Source organism: Vibrio sp. AK197 (assembly GCF_053903115.1).
Genome location: NZ_CP096430.1, coordinates 1,830,824 through 1,853,832, shown reverse-complemented (window position 1 = coordinate 1,853,832; position 23,009 = coordinate 1,830,824). Strand labels below are relative to the sequence as shown.

Genomic DNA, 23,009 nt, shown 5'->3' with positions numbered 1-23,009 from the left:
GCAGAAAGTTTGACCAAAGAAAATCACTTTAGTTGCAATGACCTGCCGTTTACCGAGACGACTTGTCTACGAGCGATAGCAAATGGCTAGGCGAACTGTTTTTGCAGCGCTTGGATGATTTGCGCCGTCATGCCCCAAATAAAATGTTGGTCATGACTAAAGCCAAAAACCGTATGGTGTTGACCGCGAATACGAAAGTGATGGCTATGCAGCTGCTCTGGGTCGAGCACGACATCCGCAGGCACCTCAAACAATTGCTCGACTTCATTATGGTCAATATGAGGCTGGTAATCTGAACGGACAAAGGCCAGAAAGGGGGTAACAGTAAAGCGGCTAATCGTCGCCAGTTCCGGCAACTGACCAAATATCGTTACCTGATGGTGATCAATACCTAACTCTTCTTGTGTTTCTCGCAGAGCAGTACTTGATAAATCGTCATCATAAGGTTCATATTTTCCGCCGGGAAAGCTGACTTGGCCGGGATGATGTTTAAGGTGTGCAGCGCGTTTGGTAAAAATGACATTTAGCCCATTATCTCGCTCAACAAAACCTATCAAAACCGCCGCTTTTCTTAATTCTTGCGGTTTGATATGAGAGACTCGAGCAATTGCATGGTGGTGATAGGCAACCGGTGGATGAAGTTGAAACTGTTGTAACAGATCACTGCGAGTCATGGTGCTCTCCAAAATGCGCTCCTTATTCGGTTATCATGCCACAAATTATCATCATGATAGAGTAACTTTCTAATAAGCATAGACAAACTGTGCCGCGCAGGGGGTGAATTCGGTAGCCAATCATGAATTTTTGAACACTGAATGGGCTACCAAAAAACCGAGGCTAATACTCCAAGCTGAGTTCACATAAGTTATCGATATTGATCAAGAATCGGTAAGATACGGCTCAGTTTATCGAGCGTTTCCTGATACTCACTGTCACATTGGCTGTCGGCGACGACACCGCCTCCTGCCCAAGCATACAGATGATTTTGATGAGCCACTAAGGTTCGAATGGTAATACTGGTGTCCATGTGGCCGTGACGGCTAATGTAACCGATGCTGCCACAATAAGCGCTGCGCCGATGTGGCTCTAATTCTTCAATGATCGCCATCGCGCGCACTTTAGGTGCCCCTGTAATAGAGCCACCAGGAAACGCTGCACGCAGCAGATCCGCTGGGCGATAGCCCGTATCTAATTGAGCGCGGATGGTACTGACCAAGTGATGCACGGCAGGGAAGCTTTCAATATCAAACAGCTTTGGCACCTGAACGCTACCAGGTGTTGCCACACGCCCAATGTCGTTACGCAGTAAATCGACAATCATCAAATTCTCTGCCTGATCTTTGGGTGCGTTGGCCAGTTCGTCGGCGTTGGCTTTATCTGCCACAGGATCGGTAGACCGAGGACGTGTGCCTTTGATGGGTTTAGTTTCAATCGTGTCTTGATTTAATTGAATAAAACGTTCTGGAGAAACACTGATGATTGCGGTGTCCTCCAAACGAATAAACGCCGAAAAGGGAGCGAGATTGTGGGCTTCAAGTGCTTGATACGCTTGCCATTCACTGCCTTGATATTCAGCGCGAAAACGTTGAGCGAGGTTGATTTGGTAGCAATCTCCGGCATGCAGATACTGCTGTACTGAGTTAAATTTATCGGCGTAGGCGCAAGGCGACATATTCGATTGCCAATCAGAGTTGAGTTTAAACTCAGCGCAAGGCGTGGCTACTTGTTCGAATAACCAATGCGCATGTTGCTCAACGTCTTGTCCTACGATATACGCCGTACAGGCTTGATGGTCGACAATCAGCGCCCAATTATACAAGCCGATGGCCATCTCGGGCGCATTGATATCGTGGCTTGCGATATCGGGAATCGACTCCACTCGGCGCCCCAGATCGTAGGCGAAATATCCAACAGCGCCACCGACAAACGGCAGGTCTAATTGATGAAATTCAATATCGCCGAGCAGCGCATCCTGCGTTTGTTGAAGTAGCGTGAACGGGTCCTCTGTTGACGTTGTGGTTTGACCGTCTTGGGTGAGGGTGGTTTGCTGACCAAATGTCACCAGTGTTGCGAGCGGATTGGCCACCAAAATATCAAATCGGCTGTCGATGTGAGCACTTGAAGCGGAGCGTAATAGCATTGCCCAGTTGAGGTGTTCTATGGTTGAAAACGTGGTGACAGCAAGATCGCGTTGATATTGGAGCGATTTGATTTGAATCGGTTTTTGGCTATTGTTATTCATTTGTTTAATTTGTGACAAAGAAATCGTTCGCCCATTGGCGTGTTTGGGAAAGCAAGAGTATCATAACCAGAATAAAAGCGGCTACTTCTGCCCGGCAGTGTCATTGTTGATTATTGTTAAATTTCATTATGCCTGCAGAATGTGCCGACCAATGGAAGCATAACAATAACGAGGCAAGCAATGACGGTTATTCGCAAGCAAGATGTCATCAGCAGTGTTGCTGATGCGTTGCAGTACATTTCTTACTACCATCCTTTAGATTTCGTCCAAGCCCTAGAAAAAGCGTACCATCGCGAGCAAAGCCAAGCGGCGAAAGACTCTATCGCTCAAATCCTGATCAACTCTCGAATGTCAGCGGAAGGCCATCGACCAATTTGCCAAGATACGGGTATCGTCACGTGTTTTGTCAATATCGGAATGGGGGTGCAGTGGGATGCAACGGATATGACGGTACAGCAGATGGTTGATGAAGGCGTACGTCAAGCGTACACCAATCCAGACAACCCGCTACGTGCCTCCATTTTGATGGACCCAGCAGGCAAGCGAATCAACACTAAAGACAATACGCCTGCGGTGGTTCATATCAATATGGTGCCGGGAGACAAAGTCGATATTCAAATCGCTGCCAAAGGTGGTGGTAGTGAAAACAAGAGTAAAATGGTGATGCTCAATCCATCGGATGATATCGCCGAGTGGGTGGAAAAAACCTTGCCGACCATGGGCGCTGGTTGGTGTCCGCCAGGAATGCTAGGGATTGGTATTGGCGGTACAGCCGAAAAAGCAGCGGTTTTGGCTAAAGAATCCTTGATGGAAGATATCGATATTCAAGACCTTATTGAAAAAGGCGCGAGTAACGCAGAAGAGGAGCTGCGTTTGGATATCTTTAATCGCGTGAATAAATTGGGTATTGGCGCACAAGGCTTAGGTGGGTTAACCACGGTTGTCGACGTCAAAATTAAAACTGCGCCAACTCACGCGGCATCAAAACCGGTGTGTTTGATTCCCAACTGCGCTGCGACGCGCCATATTCACTTTACATTGGATGGCACAGGCCCTGCAGAGTTAACGCCACCAAAACTAGAAGATTGGCCAGACATCACTTGGGAAGCGGGGGCTAACACACGTCGTGTTAACCTTGATAGCGTGACTAAGGAAGAGGTCCAAGAGTGGAAAACGGGTGAAACCGTGCTGCTGTCAGGTAAGATTTTGACAGGACGAGATGCGGCACATAAGCGTATTCAAAGCATGCTCGATAGTGGTGAAGGCTTACCTAAGGGTGTGGATTTAAACGGTAAGTTTATTTACTACGTTGGGCCTGTGGATGCGGTCGGCGATGAAGTGGTTGGCCCTGCAGGTCCAACGACGTCGACTCGTATGGATAAATTTACCGATATGATGCTTGATAAGACCGGCATTTTAGGCATGATTGGCAAAGCGGAGCGCGGCCCGGCAACCGTTGAATCCATCAAAAATCACAAAGCAGTTTACTTGATGGCGGTTGGTGGCGCAGCCTATTTGGTGGCAAAAGCGATCAAAAAAGCGCGTGTTGTGGCATTTGAAGACCTAGGTATGGAAGCGATATATGAATTTGAAGTCGAAGATATGCCGGTGACAGTTGCGGTGGATGCTCGCGGTACCAATGCTCATCAAATTGGTCCGGATACTTGGAAAGTAAAAATTGCTGAAATGGATGCGTAACATATTTAAGATTGCATCAAAGTGCTGATTTTATTGCTCAAATTTTGACAAAAGTGCCGCGCAAGCGGCACTTTTTGTCTATATACTTAGGCATTAGTTTGGTTTTATATCTCATTAAATTCAGTTGCAGGAGAAGGTCATGCCTCGCTTTATTCAAATTTTGCAGATCATATTTGCGGTCGTCGTAGGGGCATTCGTTGGCTATGACTTAATTCTTCATGGGATCAGTGTCTTTGATAACAAATACGTGACCATGACTTGTATATTATGGATATTCTTAGAAATCACTTTGTTTGTGATCTATAAGTTGATAGAAGACGATTAACTCGATTATCTTAATCAAAGCCTCTGATTTTCAGAGGCTTTTTTATTCATCTTTGATTAAGGTTGTGATGGCTAAACTGCCGGTTTAGGATGAAATCAGCGATTTCATTGTCCATTGCCTTAGATTCTTAACCTGCGAGGAAATCGAATTCGACATGGTCAATCTTACCCAAGAAGTGAATGACTTTATCAACCGCACACTAGATTCGCATGTACGAATCGCGGTCACTGGCTTATCAAGAGCTGGTAAAACGGCGTTTATCAGTTCTTTGGTTAATCAACTGTTGCACACATCAACCCATGATAACTTGCCCCTATTAACTGCTGCTCGTGATAAGCGTTTAGTGGGCGCTAAGCGCGTCCCTCAACTGAATATGATGGTGCCACGATTTAGCTATGATCAAGCGATGGCTCAGCTCGAAATGCAGCCGCCAATGTGGCCTGAACCAACACGTGACGTAAGCGAAATTCGCTTGTCGATCAAGTATCGACCAAAACGCAAAACGAAGCGTTTATTGGGTGCAACGTCAACGTTGAATATTGACATTATTGACTACCCGGGCGAATGGTTATTGGACTTGCCTTTACTTGATATGGATTTCGATACTTGGTCGAACACGCAGTTTGAAGCTTTGTCTGGAACGCGTGAAACTCTTGCCAAACCATGGCTGGAAGCGCTTGCTCAATTAGACCTTAATGCGGAAGCGGATGAAAAGCAGTTGGCTTCGATTGCCCGTTTATATACGGACTACTTGTATGCCTGTAAACAAGCCGGTCTGCACTGGGTTCAACCAGGGCGCTTTGTGTTACCTGGTGAACTTGATGGTGCGCCTGTGCTGCAATTTTTTCCTTGCCAATTTCAAGGGAAAGACGCGACCAAAAATAGCCACTATGCAATGTTAAAGGCGCGATTCAAGCAGTATCAACAAAAAGTCATAAAGGCGTTTTATAAACACCACTTTTCGACTTTTGATCGCCAAATCGTGCTGGTTGATTGCCTTACTCCACTTAACGAGGGGCACGAATCTTTTGCCGATATGCGCGGCGCTTTAGAGCAAATCATGCACAGCTTCGAGTATGGGAAAAGCAGTTTGTTACGTCGCCTGTTTGCACCGCGAATTGACAAAATTTTGTTTGCTGCGACTAAGGCAGATCATGTGACGCCTGATCAACACGGGCACTTAACCTCGCTACTTAAGCAAATGGTTCATCCAGCATGGCAAACCGCTGCCTATGAAAATATTGATATGAGTTGTATGAGCATTGCATCGATTCAGGCGACGCAGGCGGGGTTTATTAACCAGCAAGGTGAGTCTCACCCAGCCATTCAAGGGGTGAGTGAACAAGGTGAATCAATAACGCTGTTTCCTGGCGATGTCCCAGAAAAACTGCCTGCGGCAGACTATTGGCAGAATAATGGATTTGAATATACGTCTTTTCGTCCTATGCCCGTAGAAGCAGATCATCCGCTGCGCCATATCCGCTTAGATAAAGCGCTGGAGTATTTGATAGGAGATAAATTGCGATGAGTGATTTAAAGAAAAAACGCGTTTATCAGCAAGAGCTACAAAGCCAGTCTGAACCCGAAGTTGAATTAACGGCCCAGCAGCGATTTGAATCTGAAACGAGCTTTGTACCTGTCGATATTCAAGATTCGTCGTTAGACCAGGATGGCGTTCAAATTGAACAAGTCATACGCCCGAGTAAAAATAAAAATCGCATCGGCACGGTATTATTGACTGCGTTTACCGGGTTACTCGGTTGGCAGGCCGTAGACTCGGTCTACCAAGCTTGGCAGCAACAAGATTGGCTTTCTTTGGGTTGGACAGGGTTAATCACCGCAGTGGCTTCTCTTGGTGTTGGTGCGTTGGGTAAAGAGCTTTGGAAACTGCACACCTTACGCCATCATTTTGATATCCAGCAACAAAGCGAAGAGCTGTTGCAAAGTGATGGCATCGGAAAAGGGAAAAGCTTTTGCCAGCAGTTAGCAAAAGAGGGCGGTGTGCTGCCTGAATCTCCCGCTTATGATCGCTGGATAAACACAATTAGCGCCACACATAGTGATGGCGAAGTGGTGGATATGTATGATGCTATGGTTGTCAGTGAACAAGACAAACGCGCCCGTGACATTGTCACTAAGCATGCGACTGAATCTGCATTACTGGTTGCCGTAAGCCCGTTAGCCTTGGCAGACATGCTATTGGTTGCTTGGCGTAACTTGGCGATGATCAACCAGTTAGCTAAAGAGTATGGCATCGAACTGGGTTATTGGTCGCGGTTAAAATTGTTTAAAAACGTGTTAGCTAATATGGCGTTTGCCGGCGTGAGTGAAGCGGCGGTGGATGCGGGAATGGATTTGATGTCGATGGATCTCGCTGGGAAAGTATCGGCACGAGCAGGGCAAGGTGTCGGGGTCGGCATTTTAACCGCTCGGTTAGGGTTAAAAGCCATGGGGCTGCTTCGCCCAATTCCTTGGAAACCGGAAAGGGCAGTGAAGCTCAGCGCGATTCGTAAACAAATCGTGTCGAAAATAACATCAGTTACCGTGAAATAGTGACTTTAACAACACAGCTTCGCTTACTCTCGCTTGACGCTTACTGGCGCTTGGTAGAAACTACTGTCAACTTTTCCTGACACCTAACCTAGGAACCTATTTGTGCGTCTAGAAGTGATTTGTGAAGACCGGCTAGGCTTGACTCGCGAGCTGCTGGATATTCTAGCGTCGAAAAATATCGACTTACGAGGGATTGAAATTGATGTGGTTGGCATCATTTACCTCAACTGCCCTGATATTGACTTTGATACCTTTAGTGCGCTCATGGCAGAAATTCGACGAATTGATGGCGTAAAGGATGTCCGTCGTATTCCCTTTATGCCGATGGAACGTCATAACACCGAGTTGATCTCGCTACTCAATAATCTTCCCGACCCAGTATTGGCGATTGACCTCAAAGGGCTGGTGGATATGGCAAACCATGCCGCCCTGAGTTTATTGAGTCTCGAGGAAAGCGAAGTTCTTGGCCAACAAATTAGTAGCCTAATCCCGATGTTCAACTTCGCGAAATGGGTTGAAGGGCCGATCACCCGCCAGAGAGAAAACATCGTCATCAACGGTTTGGATTATGTTGCTGAGTGTATGCCTGTGTACATCTCGAGTGAAAGTGCCGAATCCATTCTCGCTAGCACCGTGATGATCATTCGCGCCGCAGAACAAAAAAATATCTTTGATGATGCTTTACCTCTGCATAATGCGCTTGGATTCGAACATTTTGTTGGCGTATCAAATCGTCATAAGCTTCTGATCAGCCAAGCTAAAAAGCTATCCTTCCTTGATCAGCCATTGTTGATACAAGGTGAAACTGGCACTGGCAAAGAAATGATGGCCCGCGCCTGCCACAATCGTTCGGTACGCGGCTCGAATCCTTTTTTGGTGTTGAGTTGCGCCTCAATGCCAGACGATGTCGCAGAGACAGAATTGTTCGGACACGCACCTGGTGCGTTTAACAATCAACAGGGTAAAAAAGGCATCTTTGAACAAGCGGATGGTGGTACGGTATTTCTCGATGAAATCGGTGAAATGAGTCCTCATTTGCAGATCAAATTGCTGCGCTTTTTACAAGATGGGACTTTTCGCCGAGTTGGGGAAGAGCACGAAATCCATGTTGATGTGCGAGTGATTGCCTCCACACGGCATAACCTCGCTGAGCTCGCGGAAACCAAGTCATTTAGAGAGGATCTATTTTATCGTCTCAATGTGTTGACTTTGAGCATTCCTCCACTGCGTGAGCGCCTGAACGATATTGGTCCATTGCTTGAGCTGTTTATCGGTAAGTATATGAAACAGCTAGGCATTCAAAAACCAGTATTGGATGATAACTTGCTTGACCAATTGAGCAGTTACAGTTGGCCTGGCAATATGCGCCAATTAGATAACATGGTATTGCGTGCGTTGACGGAATTAGAAGGGAATGTGTTGAGTGCTGATCTCTTCCACCTGCCTCAAGTGGATAGTGGTAGCGGAATTGGAGCGAACCTCAATCTTGAAGGTCCATTGGATGAGATAATGAAGGAATATGAATCTCAAGTACTTGAGCGCTTATATCAATCTTTTCCTTCGAGCCGAAAATTGGCCAAGAGACTGAATGTTTCTCATACCTCGATAGCCAATAAATTGCGTGAATATGGAATTAGAAAAAAATAATGCAAAGATTAAGTACCCCCACTCAAGTCTACGAACACAATGAACAGATCATTGTACGCACAGCAGAGGTTACCGATGCGGCTATGATTGTTGATTATTTCAATGAAAATCGAGATTTTTTAAAACCGTGGGAACCAAAAAGAGAACCCGCTTTTTATCGTGTGGATGGTTGGACGCAGCGTTTAATTAAGCTGAGTGAACTGCATAAAATGGGCTTAGGGTATTATTTAATTATTCAGGAAAAGCAAACTCGAAAAATGCTCGGAACCATCTCTTTTAGTAACCTAAGTCGCTTTCCATTTTATGCATGTAATGTGGGTTATTCACTAGGTGAAAAAGCCCAAGGCCAAGGAATTATGACACAGGCGTTGTCGATGGCTGTCAACTATATGTTCAAAGTGCAAAATATGCATCGCTTAATGGCAGCCTATATGCCAAAGAATGCGAAAAGTGCGGCAGTGCTCGAACGTAATGGATTTCAAAAAGAGGGGATCGCCAAAAACTATTTGTTGATCGATGATCAATGGGAAGATCATATATTAACTTCGTTGACGAACCCTGAATGGATTAAAGAAAAGTAATAATGGAGCGCTTGAGCAAGCAGATACAACTGGTTTTAGAGCTCGATAAATTAAAGTCGATTTTGCGTCGTACGCGAGTAAAAGAGGCACAAGGCCGTGCGGAAAATAGTGCCGAACATAGTTGGCATGTTGCCGTAATGGCCTTATTGCTTGAAGAGCACGCTAATGAGCCAGTAGAGATTAGCCGTGTAGTCAAAATGCTCTTGATTCACGATGTAGTAGAAATCGATGCTGGCGATACGTTTGTATATGACACGGTGGCGACCGAGCAGCAATCTGAGAAAGAATCTCATGCTGCTGAGCGATTGTTTGGCTTATTGCCCGATGATCAAGCTCGCGAATTGAAAGCGTTGTGGTTTGAATTTGAACAGGCACAAAGCGCTGATGCACAATTTGCCAAAGCGTTGGATCGATTGATCCCGATGTTACTGAATTTCAATAATCAAGGGCAGAGTTGGCAAGAGCATGGTATTTCTCGTCATCAAGTAATGACGATAAATAACAAGATTGAATTGGGCTCTGAAGCCCTATGGCAATATGCGAAGAAGATGATTGACCAAGCGGTAGAAAACGGCTGGTTAAGAGCAAATTAAGGAGACTGAATGTCTTATTTACCTTTGGAACAATACCAAAGAAAATGGATTTTTACTCACCCGTCAATGCCAGTTCCTGAGCAAGACTGGGCATTGATAAAGCCGATGGATCAAGCACGTAGTGCGCAGCTCTGGAAAGAACAAATTAGTGCACAAAGCCCTGATTCAGAAAGACTAAGTTCATCAGACTGGCCAGCCAAAGAGCGTAATTGGCCACTCAGTGTCGACTGGATGAGTGAGTGGGAATCCGATGAGCCAAGCTTACCTCAAGCAGTGATGGATGCGATTCAATGGCAAGACGATGTGACTGTTTATTTCTGTTATGAGAAATATAATGTGATTGAGACAAAATGGTCGATATTTAAAAAATATTGGAAGAATTTCCTCTTCTATGATGACGGTCCAATATTGATCGGACGACGCCGGAAAGAAGCATTATGGTTTGATTCTCACGGTCAGGTAAAAATTGGTTTTCGCGAATAATTAAAATAAAGGCAGCTAAGGCTGCTTTTTTATTTTCTAAAGATCCACCTAAAGCAACATACTATTCCATTTGATCCTTTTAATAGTGTTAAACTGAGTGCCTATGTTGACAAACAGTAAATTTTTAGAAGGGGTTGTGAATACTCTCTCGGCAGGTCGTGAGCTTATCCTGAGTATATTTTAATCGGATATAGACGGGAGATTGAACGTTGATGAATTAAGATCACACCCGTTGTTGATGTTAGGATTAACAAACACGGCGACAGACTTTATATGTTGATTAAGTAGGCAAAGAGCAGTAAATATTTAATGTGATAAACATTCCATAAAATATTATTTGTCAAACATCAAAAATGTAATCTAGTATTATTTGTAATAAATAATATTAATTACTCATTGTAACGGTTGACTTAGGGTATGTCAGTGGAATCGATAGTGACACAGCTAAAAAAAGACTTTTATGCGCAAATAAGTTCATTGCAAGCCTACACATTGCCGCATTCACAACCAACGTTATCGGTGCTCACGGAAGAAGAAATCCGTGAACTTGAACATATTTGGGTGGAATTGTGTATGTGGAAGAAAAAGCAGTCGCATTGAAACGAAAAATTTTTTGGTGCTTGAGTCACTAAGTTTCACACCGTAGTTACTGGGAAAACCTCGATATCTCAAACGTATCGGGGTTTTTTTATTGCCTAAAGAATAAATTGTTATATTATAACAATGTGATCGAGATATTGATTTTCGGAGTATTGATCCCCATAGTTACAGGGCGTTCAGTTAGATAACAAGAACAACAATTACCTATAGATTTCAAGTGAGTGTAAATATGGCGGAAGTAAGAGCCAGAGTTGACTTTAAAGTCGGAGCGAAAAGCAACATTGAGGCGGAAATTCTCTCATTTAATGGCCTTAAAACCGACAAAGAACATGTAGCCATCATTTTTAAACATGCAGATTCGACGATAGACGTGCCATTAGTGCGCATGCATTCAGAATGCTTAACGGGGGATGTGTTTCATTCATCTCGCTGTGACTGTGGTGAGCAGTTAGAGGAAACCATCGAGCGTATGGGCGAACTTGGCGGAATTATTCTTTATTTGCGTCAAGAAGGTCGTGGCATCGGGCTATACAATAAAATTGATGCGTATGAGTTACAAAGCCAAGGAATGGATACCTATCAAGCCAATAATCACCTCGGTTTTGGTGATGACTTAAGAGAGTTCACTGAAGCAGCGCAAATGCTACAAGCTTTGAACGTCAAAAAAATTCGCTTAGTGACCAATAACCCTAAGAAAGTGAAAGATTTGCAAGAGAACGGTATTGAGATTGTTGATGTCGTCAACACGGCTGCTCATCTCAAAGATGGTAATGAAAACTATCTAAAAGCAAAAATTTCTCACGGAAAACACACCTTAAAGCTATAAATTAACAGTATTGTTGATAGAAGCCTCATTTTATGGGGCTTTTTGCTTTCCTTTGTTGAAAAAGAGTAGCGAATTTGTATTATTCGCCTAAACTCAAATGATAATAATTTTCAGTATCATACTAATAAACTCAGTTTCAACAAGGAAGACCTTTCATGAAGACTCAATCCCTTCTTGCTCAATTTGTGGCTGCTTCTCTGCCACTGATGGCTGGCAGCGCAGTGGCTGCGAATGTTACGCCTCAACAAGTTGTCACGCATTATGCTGATGTCGCTCATGCCGTTTACGCAGATGCATTGACCACAGCAAAAACATTAGACAGCAAGATCCAATCTTTCATTGCTTCTCCATCACAAGCCAAACTGACGGAAGTCAAGCAAGCGTGGATAGCCGCTCGCGTACCTTATCAACAATCGGAAGTGTTTCGCTTCGGTAACGGAGTTGTCGACGATTGGGAAGGGCAATTAAATGCATGGCCGCTGGACGAAGGCTTGATTGACTATGTTGCTGATGACTATCAGTACGAGTTAGGTAATGAGGGTGCCAAAGCCAATATTGTGGCCAAGACCCAGCTAACGATCGGGGCGTCAACAGTGGATGTTGAGAATATCACTCCCCAACTTATTGCTGATTTGAACGAACTTGGCGGTTCTGAAGCAAACGTTGCGTCAGGTTACCATGCCATTGAGTTTTTGTTATGGGGACAAGATTTAAACGGGGTGAACCCTGGCGCAGGTGAACGCCCTTATACGGATTATGCTCAAGGTGAAAATTGTACTAATGGGCATTGTGATCGCCGCGCGGCCTACCTACAAGCAACTGCCGATCTTTTGGTGCAAGATCTTGAGTGGATGGAAAAGCAGTGGTCTCCGCAAGTCACAGGGAATTACCGTCAAGAGCTATTGGCCGATTCAGCGCAAAATGGCCTGCGAAAAATGTTGTTTGGTATGGGATCATTGTCTCTGGGTGAGTTAGCGGGTGAACGCATGAAGGTTGCTCTAGAGGCGAACTCGACAGAAGACGAGCATGATTGTTTCTCTGATAACACCCATAATTCCCACTATTACAACGAACAAGGGATCTATAACGTATTTACGGGGCTGTACAAGCGCACAGACGGCAGTTTAATTTCTGGTCCAAGTCTCTATGACCTGGCCGCTCAAAAAGACGCTCAAGCGGCTGAGAACGCTCAGAAGCAATTTGATATCACTCGAGCTCAGGTGCATAAGCTTGTAGAGTCTGCTGAGGAGAATAACCAGCATTTTGACCAATTAATCGCGGCAAATAATCCCCAAGGTAATGCATTGGTGAATGACACGATTATGTCGCTCGTCGCTCAAACGGGCAGTATTGAAAAAGTGGCGAATTTAGTTGGGATTACCAGCTTGAATCCAGATACCGCGGATCACGAATTTTAATTGAACGGCGATTGAAGCCAATGAAAAGAAGGGCTCATGGAGCCCTTTTTGTCCTTTACTGAAGTCGCAATTCGCGATGTTGTGAGTAAATAGTCATGCGAGCGTTTGTCGTGTCCATTATGTTGGGCACCTCTTTGTTTTCTAGTGTTGATGCATCGGCATATCAAGTCAAATCGGGCGGCGATACGACGGTTGCTCAAACCGGTGGGAATGCCTTTTCGCTTCCCGCGAATAACTTGCCAATGATGAAGCGGCTTGATTTTAGCGTTGGTAATAGTTTTTTTCGAAACCCTTGGGTCAAAGCACCTTCAACAACCGATGCTCGAGATGGCTTAGGGCCATTATTCAATACCAACGGTTGTCAAAACTGTCATATTAAAGACGGGCGCGGTCATCCTCCGGAGACATCAGATAACAACGCCGTCTCTATGTTAGTTCGGCTGAGTGTGCCCGCAATGAGTGCTCAGCAACAACGTGATTTAATTCGCTATGGCGTCATCCCTGAGCCAACCTACGGCGATCAATTGCAGGATTTTGCGCTTGCTGATCGCAAGCCTGAAGGGCAGATAGCCATCACGTATCAATATGAGCATCGACGCTTTGCTGATGGAAGTGTCATTGAATTACGAAAGCCTGAAGTGTCAATAAAAGCGTTGGGATATGGTCCAATGGCGGATAATGTTCAACTTTCTGCGCGGATTGCCCCTCCCATGATAGGTCTTGGTTTATTAGAGAGTATTCCTAATCAAACACTCCTTAAATGGCAGGACCCTGATGACATTGATGGCGATGGAATATCAGGTCGTGTTAACCGTGTTTGGGATATTGAAAAGCAAGCGACGGTCATTGGACGCTTTGGTTGGAAAGCGGGACAACCGAGTCTCATGCAGCAGAATGCGGCGGCGCTTAATGGCGATATCGGTTTAACCAGCCGTCTTTTCCCATCAGAGAATTGCATGCCAGTTCAGACGGTTTGCCAGCAAATGCCGAATGGGGGAGTACCTGAAGTCAGTGACAAAATCCTCAAATTTGTTGAGTTTTATAGCCAGCACTTAGGGGTACCAGCTCGACGGAATTCTAACCAACCTCTGGTTCAGCAGGGGCAAAAGCTATTTTCGACAGCCGGGTGTGATGGCTGTCATAAGCCTTCGGTTCAAACCGGCATTCGCGATGATTTACCCAGTTTGTCGCAACAGACAATCAGTCCTTACAGTGATTTATTACTTCATGATATGGGAGATGGACTTGCCGATCATCGAAGTGAGTTTTTAGCCTCAGGACGAGAGTGGCGTACGCCACCATTATGGGGATTAGGTTACACCAATGAAGTCAATGGCCACAGCTACTTTCTTCATGATGGTCGAGCGCGTAATCTAATGGAAGCGATTGTTTGGCATGGAGGAGAAGCTCGTGAGGCACAACAAGCGGTACTCCATTTTAATGCTCAACAGCGTGAAGCTCTTATCGCGTTTTTAAATTCTTTATAGGGAAGCACTATGTCAAGGTTGAAATTTACCGTGAGTTTATTGGTGATGGGTGTGTTGGGATGTCAGTCTTCACCACAGCAATCGCCATTTGAAATGCAAACAACATCGCATTTAAGCCAAGCGGTCTATGAAGTGGAATTTGAATTTGCCCGTTCACTTTATCAACAGGCTGAACAGTTAAATCAGCAGTTTGGACTCTATTGTCAGTCACCGAGTGAGCAAGGATCCCAACACCTCAAAACGCAATGGCAAATGACGATGGCAAGTTGGATGGCGCTTCAAGGACAGGAGCGTGGGCCTTTAAACGCATTAGAGCAAAGCTGGAATATTCAATTTTGGCCAGATAAAAAGAACACCACTGGACTTAAAATGTCAGCGTTACTCAAGCAGTCAACGGTGCCAACCGTTAATCAACTTGCCACTCAAAGTGTGACGGTGCAAGGATTGGGGGCACTTGAATGGCTGCTTTATGAGCCGCAAGTGCAACTTCATAGTGATCCGCAAGCTTGCCAACTCGGTGAGGCGGTTGCTCAGAATTTACTAAATAAAGCGCAGATCATAGCCAGTGCTTGGCAGAAAAACCCCTGGATAACACTGGATAAAGCGTCTTGGTATGCGGAATATATCGCACTGCTCTCTAATCAACTCGAATTCAGTATGAGTAAATTGACTCGGCCACTTGGCAATATTGGTCATCCAAGACCTTACTTTGCCGAATCTTGGCGCTCAAAAAACTCGATGTTGAACTTAAAAGCAAATTTACAGGCTATTGAGCAACTTTATTTAACGCAACGTGGTGGTTTGGATAACTTACTTCGGGAGAGAGGGCGTAGTGACCTTGCTGATCGAGTAAAAAACCAACTCCGCGCGACGATAGAAACTTGGTCAACGCAGGAGAGTCTGTTTGATCTATTAGCCACTAAGCAGGGTTATCAGCAAGTTCTCGCTCAATACAATAAACTGGAGCAGCTGAAGTATCTTATTCATCAAGAAGTGGCTGTCGAACTGGAAGTGGTTATAGGATTTAATGCAACTGATGGTGACTGATAAAACTCGACGTAATTTGCTCAAAGCCGCCTTATTAGGAATGGCGGCGCCAGTGCTTCCGTTTGGGTGTGCCTCGAACAGAGCGCTGCGCGAACCTGGGTTGATTGGTTGTTCAATCCACGGGCGAGATGATTTTCAAGTAACAATCGCTGATGAATTTGGCCAGCCAATTTATCGTTTACCTCTGCCGGCTCGAGGCCATGGTGTTGCGATCGCTCCTCAATTAGGACATGCCGCCGCGTTTGCTCGCCGCCCTGGAGAATTCTTGATGGTGTTTGACTACACCAAAGGCACTTTAGTACAGACCATTAAAGCCTTTAACCGCCGTCATTTTTATGGCCACGGCGTGTATTCCAATGATGGGCATTGGTTGTATGCGACCGAAGGAGAAAGAGCAACAAGTCGCGGCATTATTGGTGTTTATGATGCACGAAACCAGTATCAGAAAGTCGATGAATTGACTGGGTTTGGGATTGGTCCCCATGAAGTGATTATCATGCAAGATGGGACATTGGTGGTTGGCGTTGGCGGTGTACATACAGATGGACGTACACCATTAAATTTATCAACCATGGAGCCAAGTCTAACTTATCTTAGTCCAGAGGGAGAGTTACTTGACCAAGTTGGTTTAGCAGATCATCATCTGAGCATCCGTCATTTAGCGCATGATGGCAATAAAACAGTGTTATGTGGTCAGCAATACCGAGGAAAACCAGAGGCTTATCCTTCATTACTTGCCATGCACCAGCGTGGGCAACCTATGGTTCCACTTCACGCCGAGCCTGAGCAATGGGCTCGCTTTAACCATTACATTGCCAGTATTGCTGCTACCAATGATTGGATTTTAGCGACATCTCCTCGCGGTAATTGCTACGGGATTTGGTCGAAACACAGTGGTGAGTTAGTTGAGCTGTTGCCGCTACCCGATGCGTCTGGTGTAGTGACAAACGGACGAGAGTTTCGAGTCAGTTCCGGTTCTGGCAAGGTGATCTTCCAGACACAACCGGGCGGCAAGCGGCAAATTAACTCAAATATACCTTGGGATAATCATTGGTCTGCAATTCATTGAATAGTCTTAAAAACAAGTTTTACTCTATCCATAAATGTTTGCCATACTTTACAGAGTTCGGATTATTGGAGTGAGTAATGCGTAGCGTTAAGTGTTTGTTGTTGTTCGTACTTTGCTTGCCAGTCAAGACATGGGCAACTCCCTATTTTGAACAGCTCGGGTGGACGGCGCCAGACTCTAAAATCAACGAGCTGATTCAATACCCGTACCTTCTAGAAAATATCTATCAGCGCAATGATGAACAGTTGATTTGGTTCGATTTACAGCAGAGCAGTAAACTCGAATTTCAGTTGGAAATCCTCGATCGTGCTGGTTTTAGCGCTTTGTTTTCTAATCAGCTACGTTACTTGCGTTATTATCGCAGTAACAATCGTTGGTATGAATATGATCTCTTGGCGACGGATGCGCTGTTATCCTATTTAAGCTACGCTGAAAATGCGCCAAAGCTTGGGCAAGATTGGTATTTCGATAAAAAGCTTACCGATAAGCTTCCGTTGCCAACCGCAAAAACCATCGAGTTTGTTCAAACCGCCATCGAGCAACAACATCTTGCCGCGTTAATTGAAATGTATACACCAGATTCGCAAGAGTATGACCAACTGGTGAATACCTATCTGCACCTTGTGAAATACGCAAATAGCCAACTCCCTCGTTATCGACAAAAAGGATCGAGACGAGTGGGGGACCGTTTGGAACAGCGTCAGCGATTGATTGAACGTCTTGCGATGCTTGATATTGATATCAGCCGAGTTCGTCAGGGGATCGGTTGGTATGATTCATCGTTGACACCTGCCGTGATGCAATTTCAACGTATGCATGGGCTGACGCCAGATGGCGTTATTGGTCCAGCAACGCTTAAATGGCTGAACATGAGTGCTGAACAGCGTTTGGATATGTTGGCGATTAATGCGGAACGAGTCAGGATGTGGCCATCGCAGCGTGATGCTCTCATTCTGGTTAATGTTCCAAGCTACGACTTAAAATATTGGTATTTAGGTAAAGAACAATTTGAATCTAAAGTGGTGGTTGGGCGAGCAACCCGGCAAACACCAGTCATGTCGATTAAACTCGACTCTTTGATCCTTAACCCTACGTGGAATGTGCCGTGGACGATTATGGTTAAGGATATTCTTCCTAAGGTGAAGCAAGACGTCAATTATCTGACCAATCATAATATTGAAATTATTCCGTCTTGGGGAGCCAAAGAAACCATCGACCCAAATACCATTGATTGGAGCGCAATGACGCCGAAAACGTTCCCATACAAATTACGTCAACGCTCTGGTTATGGCAACGCACTGGGCTTGTATAAGTTCAATACGCCGAATAGACGCGCAATATACCTCCACGACACGCCTAGTAAATATTTGTTTAATCGTCAAAGCCGGGCTTACAGCTCGGGCTGTATTCGGGTTGAAAATGCCGATCAGTTTGCTTCGCTATTACTTCAGAACCAAGGCATGAATGCGTCGAGTAGTGTGGTGGATCATAAGGGCGCATCCAATCAATCGATTCCTCTTAAGCAGCGGATTCCGGTTCATATTATTTATCAAACGGCATGGTACGAGGCAGGGCTTGTCCACTACCGGGATGATATTTACCGCTTTGATAGAACGAAATACGGCAAAGGTTAAATTTTTACAAACTTTTTGATTAAGAGAAATTCAAATTAATCCCCAAGCGAATCAAACATTAAGCTTGGGGATTATTTTTTTTATCGCCAGTTAGCATGAAATATGCATTTGTACTTCATAACTAAGTTAGGTAGTGTCTTTTTTGACGCTTTGATTCAATTATTGTTATGAAGGTAAGATATTGTGAAGTTATCTCGTAGGAACTTTCTCAAGTTTGCTGGTGCAGGAGCGATTTTATCTACTTGTCCATCCCTTGCTATCGCCTCTCCAGCGACAAAACCTAGAACTTTAGCATTAAACAATCTCCATACTGGAGAAAGCTTAGAAACTTGCTATTTTGATGGGCAAAAATACGTGCGTGATGAATTACATAAACTGAATCATTTGTGCCGTGATTTTAGAAGAAATGAAGTCTTTTCAATGGATAAGCGCCTTTTCGACCACATCGCACGGATTCAAAAAGTTCTGGGAACGGATGCGGAAGTACAAATTATCTCCGGGTACCGTTCTCCAGCGACCAATGAGCAATTGCGCAATCGGTCTTCAGGTGTGGCCAAGAAAAGCTATCATATGACGGGGCAAGCGATTGACTTTCGTTTACATGGTGTCAGCTTAAGGCGCGTGCGCGATGCTGCTCGAAGTCTTAAAGCCGGTGGTGTCGGGTATTATCCGAAAAGTAACTTTGTACACATAGACACAGGCCCTATGCGTTATTGGAGCTAATGTTGTCAAACCGCGATGACAATGTCATAGTTTTACGATTATGAATTTAACAAGGTTTGAAACATGTCTTTGCAATATCAAGTTGTTCCGGTGACGTCTTTTTCTCAAAACTGCTCTATCGTCTGGTGTGACGAAACGATGCAGGGCATTGTGATTGATCCGGGTGGTGACGTGAAGCAGTTAGCGGCATTGATCAGTGAACTGGGTGTCAACGTCGATAAACTGGTGTTGACTCATGGTCATCTTGATCATGTTGGAGGCACTGAGCCTTTGGCTCAACAACTCGGTGATATTGATATTATTGGCCCGCATAAAGATGACAGTTTCTGGTTAGAAGGGCTGGAAGGACAAAGCCAGATGTTTGGCTTTCCTCTGACCACGGCATTTGAGCCGACACAATGGCTTGAGGAAGGCGACAAAATTGAATTTGGTCATCAAGTGCTTGATGTTTTTCATACTCCGGGCCACACGCCTGGACACGTCATCTTGTACAGTGAATCGGCGAAACTTGCTTTTGTGGGGGATGTCTTGTTTAACGGTAGCATAGGACGCACTGATTTCCCTCAAGGTGACTTCAATACCTTGATTGCGTCAATTAAGAACAAGCTTTGGCCTCTTGGCAATGATGTACGGTTTGTTCCAGGACATGGGCCAGAATCCACATTTGGTCGTGAGCGAGCCAGTAATCCGTTTGTTGCCGACGAAATGCCACTTTACTAACCATTCCTCTCTTGGTCTGCTGCTGCGAGGTATCGGCGCAGCAGGCCAACGAACTCGTCTATGGGTCTATCTAAATCACTGGCTGAAATAAACACATCGTAGCCGTAGTTATTTCGCTGGTAGCCCATTCTATTGGCAAGCATAGCCAATAATCCCTTATATTGACGGCCGTTATCAGCGATGAACACTTCGGTATCGAGAACTCGGTCCTCAAAAAATTTATGTTGGTTGTGCTGTCGTAAGCCAAGAAACAGTAGCGAACGTTGATCGAGCAGAATTTGTGATGCGATACGCGGACAAATGCTATCAAGATAGGGCGAATAGCGTTTAAGTTTGATGCCTATCCAAGGCAAGGGGTGATGCCAGCCTTGGTGTTGATACTGGCACACACCTATGTCGATGATATCGCTCCATTTCACTACCCATCCACCGTGGAATAGATGCTGCTGAAAATGAGTGGCAGTCAAGGTGTACTTCACGGTTGCTTTGAGTAACAGTAGATAGGTGCAGCCACAACCTAGAGCAATCGCGCCAGCGATCAGTAGCGCAAGTTTAAAACCGGGCGCAAACATTATCAAAGAGAGGAATCCGGTCGCAATAAGGACAAGTATCCACTTTTTAATTGGACTGTCTAATTGGAATGGTTGGTTAACGATGTGGATGGTTTGCATGCGAGTAAACCTATTTTGTCAGCGTAGGGTGATAACTAGGAGACCACTCAGTTATATGTTGAATATTTATAGGCTCGATCACAGTATCGACTGAATAAATTATAATCGTTGCTGGGTGTTGAGCGCATTTTTGCCTCACTATTCTTTAATTACCCTACAAAAGGGCGCATTTTTTTGGTATAAAACGCGCTTCAAATTTTCAACACTGTACCAATGACAGTGAGATGGAGAAATACTCGATGAGACTTGCTCATAAGCGTAACGTGCAGCTGAAGCTGAAAAAACAAGTTAAAGCGACAGTCGCCAACCTTGTAGCATCCAACAAGGCTCCTAAGCCGGTTGTTGAAAAGAAAGTAGCCCCTAAAGCTCCCGCGGCTGAAAAAGTAGCAGCGCCTAAAGCGGCTGCAAATCCAGAACTGACACCGAAACAGCAACAAGTTTTGGATATCGTGGTTGCGAATCCTGAAGGTATCAACCCGAAAGGTATCGGCTTAGCTGCAGGCCAAGAAGACGGCAAAGCGGCTGCATGGGCAACAGGTGCACTGAAAAAACTGCTTGAAGACAATCTTGTCGTTAAAGAGCAAATCGCGGGTAACAAGGTTATTTATAAAGCGAAATAATCACAGCGATCAAGCCCTTCGAGAAAAAGCCTTAGCGAACAACGTTAAGGCTTTTTCTTTGCCTTTCCAATAGCAGAACCTGCTGTTCATCACAATTTATTTACAAACTCATGGATAAGTTCAGGGTGTCACTACGTACGTATCGCGTCCCATGTTCGGTAATGAGCTTCACTTTCCCCCCTTTATTTTCAAGAGTGATTTTAAAAAATAGTCTATTACCTACGTATTAGTACGTACTCGCTTTAGCGTTTGGCGCATTCACGTGTTACGGCTTATGCGTGTTCTTAACGATGGGCGTTGGCGTGTAAATGGTTCATGTTTAAGTGACATTTCTGTTATTGAACGAGATAACAACACTTAAGGATGACGAACATGAACTTGATACAATCCAGTTTTAAAAGAGTACTCAAAAGTACCGCACTGGTTGCCGTACTCTCTGTGATGGCAACATCGGTTACCGCGGCGGAAAAAGTATACCGTTTAAAGTTAGCTGAAACGTGGGGCCCGAACTTTCCTGTCTTTGGTGATGCGACCAAAAATATGGCCGCGATGGCGGAAAAAATGTCTAACGGACGCTTGCAAATTCGCATTGATTCGGCCAATAAACACAAAGCTCCACTAGGAGTTTTTGATATGGTGAAATCCGGTCAGTACGACCTCGGTCATTCAGGATCGTACTATTGGAAAGGAAAAGTGCCAAACACTCTGTATTTTACCTCAATGCCTTTCGGTATGACGCCTGCTGAGCAATACGCATGGTTCTATCATGGCGGCGGTATGGCGCTGATGGAAAAAGTCTATTCGCCACATAATTTACTGTCTTTTCCGGGAGGCAACACCGATATTCAGATGGGGGGATGGTTTCAAAAAGAGATCAACAGTGTCGAGGACCTTCAAGGTTTGAAGATGCGGATTCCAGGATTTGCTGGTGAAGTATTGGCCGAACTGGGAGCAAAGCCTACCAACATTGCGCCAGGCGAGTTGTATACCGCGCTTGAGCGTAGAACGATTGATGCACTTGAGTGGGTGGGGCCGTCACTTGATCTACGGATGGGTTTTCATAAAATCGCGCCTTATTACTATACCGGATGGCACGAGCCAGGATCTGAGCTTCAGTTCTTAGTCAATAAGCGAGTATGGCAGCGTTTACCGGAAGATTTACGTGAAATTCTTCGTGTTGCCATGCGCACCGCTGCCTACGATATGTATACCCAAGCAACCCATGAAAGCGGTAAAAATTGGTCATCAATAAAGTCTGAGTATCCGGATGTTCAGGTTAAGGACTTTCCACCCCAAGTGATGCAAGCGATGCGAGATGCTAATGCCAAATTGTTGGCTGAGCACGCCGCTCAAGACCCTCTAGCCAAAGAAATTCAGCAATCTCAAGCACAATACTTGCAGCAAGTCCGTTCATGGACAGATATCTCTCACCGTGCGTACTTAAACAGTCAAGCGAAATAAAGCTAACCTAGCCATCGAGCAAACTCGTTTTGCTCGATGGCCTGTTAATGATTTAAAAGGAGCAGCTCATGCGTCGTTTGATTTACATCGAGCGCCTGTTCAATCGGTTGGGTGACGGTTTAGGTGTCATTTCAAGCGTGCTATTTCTTTTGCTGGTGGTGAACGTCGTTTATGACGTGGTCATGCGATACGTTTTTAATGATGTTTCCATCGCATTCCAAGAGCTTGAATGGCATCTATTTTCTGCGGTATTTCTATTGGGTGTCCCTTATGCCATCAAAGCGAGTGGACACGTCCGCGTCGATATTTTTTATGAGCGCCTTTCGTACAAAACGCAATCGGTGATTGATCTACTTGGTACGTTGACTCTACTGATTCCTTTTTGCGTTCTCGTTGCTTGGTATGGGATTGACTTTGCAAAAGAGAGTTACAGTCTTGGCGAAACGTCTGGTGACCCTGGTGGCTTACCGTATCGCTGGATCATTAAAGCCCTAATCCCAATTTCTTTTACCCTGATGGCCCTTAGTGGCATTGGGCTCATTCTTCATTCCTTGAATAAAATCATTCATCCTCATTTGATGTCTGATCATTCTAACTCCCGTTAAAGAGGT

The 23,009-nt window shown here is 45.0% G+C and carries 23 protein-coding genes; 20 read left to right on the top strand and 3 right to left on the bottom strand.

Going from position 1 to position 23,009, the window contains the following annotated elements:
* Positions 1-86: 86 nt before the first annotated feature.
* Both M1D72_RS15735 and pabB read right to left on the bottom strand, forming a co-directional pair.
* Positions 87-674: a CoA pyrophosphatase gene (locus M1D72_RS15735; protein ID WP_456295801.1), complete on the bottom strand. Its 588-nt coding sequence runs from the start codon at positions 672-674 to the stop codon at positions 87-89.
* A gap of 191 nt (positions 675-865) precedes the next feature.
* Positions 866-2,242, bottom strand: a complete 1,377-nt coding sequence (gene pabB, locus M1D72_RS15730; protein ID WP_456295800.1) for an aminodeoxychorismate synthase component 1 — start codon at positions 2,240-2,242, stop codon at positions 866-868.
* A 180-nt stretch (positions 2,243-2,422) separates the two neighbouring features.
* Here pabB and M1D72_RS15725 point away from each other — a divergent pair, with 180 nt between their 5' ends.
* The 17 genes from M1D72_RS15725 (at position 2,423) to M1D72_RS15645 (ending at position 19,646) form a co-directional block, all read left to right on the top strand.
* Complete coding sequence (locus M1D72_RS15725; protein ID WP_456295799.1) at positions 2,423-3,940, top strand: fumarate hydratase; 1,518 nt, start codon at positions 2,423-2,425, stop codon at positions 3,938-3,940.
* Positions 3,941-4,079: 139 nt separating this feature from the next.
* Entirely contained in the window at positions 4,080-4,265 is a 186-nt protein-coding gene (locus M1D72_RS15720) for a hypothetical protein (RefSeq protein WP_390189552.1), read from the top strand.
* A 154-nt stretch (positions 4,266-4,419) separates the two neighbouring features.
* Positions 4,420-5,793, top strand: a complete 1,374-nt coding sequence (locus M1D72_RS15715) for a YcjX family protein (protein ID WP_456295798.1) — start codon at positions 4,420-4,422, stop codon at positions 5,791-5,793.
* Positions 5,790-6,818 carry a YcjF family protein gene (locus M1D72_RS15710; RefSeq protein ID WP_456295797.1) on the top strand — a complete coding sequence of 343 codons (1,029 nt, stop codon included), beginning with the start codon at positions 5,790-5,792 and terminating at the stop codon, positions 6,816-6,818. Before M1D72_RS15715 ends, M1D72_RS15710 begins: the two co-directional genes overlap by 4 nt.
* Positions 6,819-6,920: 102 nt before the next feature.
* Positions 6,921-8,465 (top strand): transcriptional regulator TyrR, encoded by a 1,545-nt coding sequence (gene tyrR, locus M1D72_RS15705; RefSeq protein ID WP_456295796.1) that lies wholly within the window; start codon positions 6,921-6,923, stop codon positions 8,463-8,465.
* The gene (gene rimJ, locus M1D72_RS15700) at positions 8,465-9,046 is read left to right on the top strand and encodes a ribosomal protein S5-alanine N-acetyltransferase (RefSeq protein WP_456295795.1); all 582 of its coding nucleotides are present in this window, start codon (positions 8,465-8,467) and stop codon (positions 9,044-9,046) included. The genes tyrR and rimJ overlap by 1 nt, the downstream gene beginning before the upstream one ends.
* A 2-nt stretch (positions 9,047-9,048) precedes the next feature.
* On the top strand, positions 9,049-9,639 hold the full coding sequence (locus M1D72_RS15695; protein ID WP_456295794.1) for an HD domain-containing protein: 591 nt from the start codon (positions 9,049-9,051) through the stop codon (positions 9,637-9,639).
* Positions 9,640-9,648: 9 nt separating this feature from the next.
* Positions 9,649-10,122 carry a DUF2947 domain-containing protein gene (locus tag M1D72_RS15690; protein WP_456295793.1) on the top strand — a complete coding sequence of 158 codons (474 nt, stop codon included), beginning with the start codon at positions 9,649-9,651 and terminating at the stop codon, positions 10,120-10,122.
* A 417-nt stretch (positions 10,123-10,539) separates the two neighbouring features.
* The gene (locus M1D72_RS15685; protein WP_390189564.1) at positions 10,540-10,722 is read left to right on the top strand and encodes a hypothetical protein; all 183 of its coding nucleotides are present in this window, start codon (positions 10,540-10,542) and stop codon (positions 10,720-10,722) included.
* Positions 10,723-10,951: 229 nt separating this feature from the next.
* Positions 10,952-11,548 (top strand): GTP cyclohydrolase II, encoded by a 597-nt coding sequence (locus M1D72_RS15680; protein ID WP_390189565.1) that lies wholly within the window; start codon positions 10,952-10,954, stop codon positions 11,546-11,548.
* Positions 11,549-11,703: 155 nt separating this feature from the next.
* Positions 11,704-12,966 carry an imelysin family protein gene (locus M1D72_RS15675; protein WP_456295792.1) on the top strand — a complete coding sequence of 421 codons (1,263 nt, stop codon included), beginning with the start codon at positions 11,704-11,706 and terminating at the stop codon, positions 12,964-12,966.
* Between the two features lie 95 nt (positions 12,967-13,061).
* Positions 13,062-14,453, top strand: a complete 1,392-nt coding sequence (locus M1D72_RS15670; protein WP_456295791.1) for a di-heme oxidoreductase family protein — start codon at positions 13,062-13,064, stop codon at positions 14,451-14,453.
* Positions 14,454-14,462: 9 nt separating this feature from the next.
* Positions 14,463-15,500 carry an imelysin family protein gene (locus M1D72_RS15665; protein WP_456295790.1) on the top strand — a complete coding sequence of 346 codons (1,038 nt, stop codon included), beginning with the start codon at positions 14,463-14,465 and terminating at the stop codon, positions 15,498-15,500.
* On the top strand, positions 15,481-16,569 hold the full coding sequence (locus M1D72_RS15660) for a DUF1513 domain-containing protein (protein WP_456295789.1): 1,089 nt from the start codon (positions 15,481-15,483) through the stop codon (positions 16,567-16,569). The genes M1D72_RS15665 and M1D72_RS15660 overlap by 20 nt, the downstream gene beginning before the upstream one ends.
* Before the next feature lie 77 nt (positions 16,570-16,646).
* Complete coding sequence (locus M1D72_RS15655) at positions 16,647-18,203, top strand: L,D-transpeptidase family protein (RefSeq protein ID WP_390189575.1); 1,557 nt, start codon at positions 16,647-16,649, stop codon at positions 18,201-18,203.
* Between the two features lie 183 nt (positions 18,204-18,386).
* Positions 18,387-18,926: a DUF882 domain-containing protein gene (locus M1D72_RS15650; protein WP_456295788.1), complete on the top strand. Its 540-nt coding sequence runs from the start codon at positions 18,387-18,389 to the stop codon at positions 18,924-18,926.
* Between the two features lie 63 nt (positions 18,927-18,989).
* Complete coding sequence (locus tag M1D72_RS15645; RefSeq protein WP_390189578.1) at positions 18,990-19,646, top strand: MBL fold metallo-hydrolase; 657 nt, start codon at positions 18,990-18,992, stop codon at positions 19,644-19,646.
* Here M1D72_RS15645 and M1D72_RS15640 read toward each other — a convergent pair.
* On the bottom strand, positions 19,643-20,317 hold the full coding sequence (locus M1D72_RS15640; RefSeq protein ID WP_390189580.1) for a DUF2982 domain-containing protein: 675 nt from the start codon (positions 20,315-20,317) through the stop codon (positions 19,643-19,645). The genes M1D72_RS15645 and M1D72_RS15640 overlap by 4 nt on opposite strands.
* A gap of 239 nt (positions 20,318-20,556) precedes the next feature.
* On the opposite strand from M1D72_RS15640, the gene M1D72_RS15635 reads away from it, so the two are divergent.
* From M1D72_RS15635 to M1D72_RS15625, 3 genes are all read left to right on the top strand, one after another.
* Positions 20,557-20,937, top strand: a complete 381-nt coding sequence (locus tag M1D72_RS15635) for a MarR family transcriptional regulator (protein WP_390189581.1) — start codon at positions 20,557-20,559, stop codon at positions 20,935-20,937.
* A gap of 372 nt (positions 20,938-21,309) precedes the next feature.
* Positions 21,310-22,398: a TRAP transporter substrate-binding protein gene (locus tag M1D72_RS15630; protein ID WP_390189582.1), complete on the top strand. Its 1,089-nt coding sequence runs from the start codon at positions 21,310-21,312 to the stop codon at positions 22,396-22,398.
* Between the two features lie 68 nt (positions 22,399-22,466).
* A complete protein-coding gene (locus M1D72_RS15625) occupies positions 22,467-23,003 on the top strand; it encodes a TRAP transporter small permease subunit (protein WP_456295787.1) in 537 nt (178 codons plus the stop codon).
* The last annotated feature ends 6 nt before the right edge of the window (positions 23,004-23,009 follow it).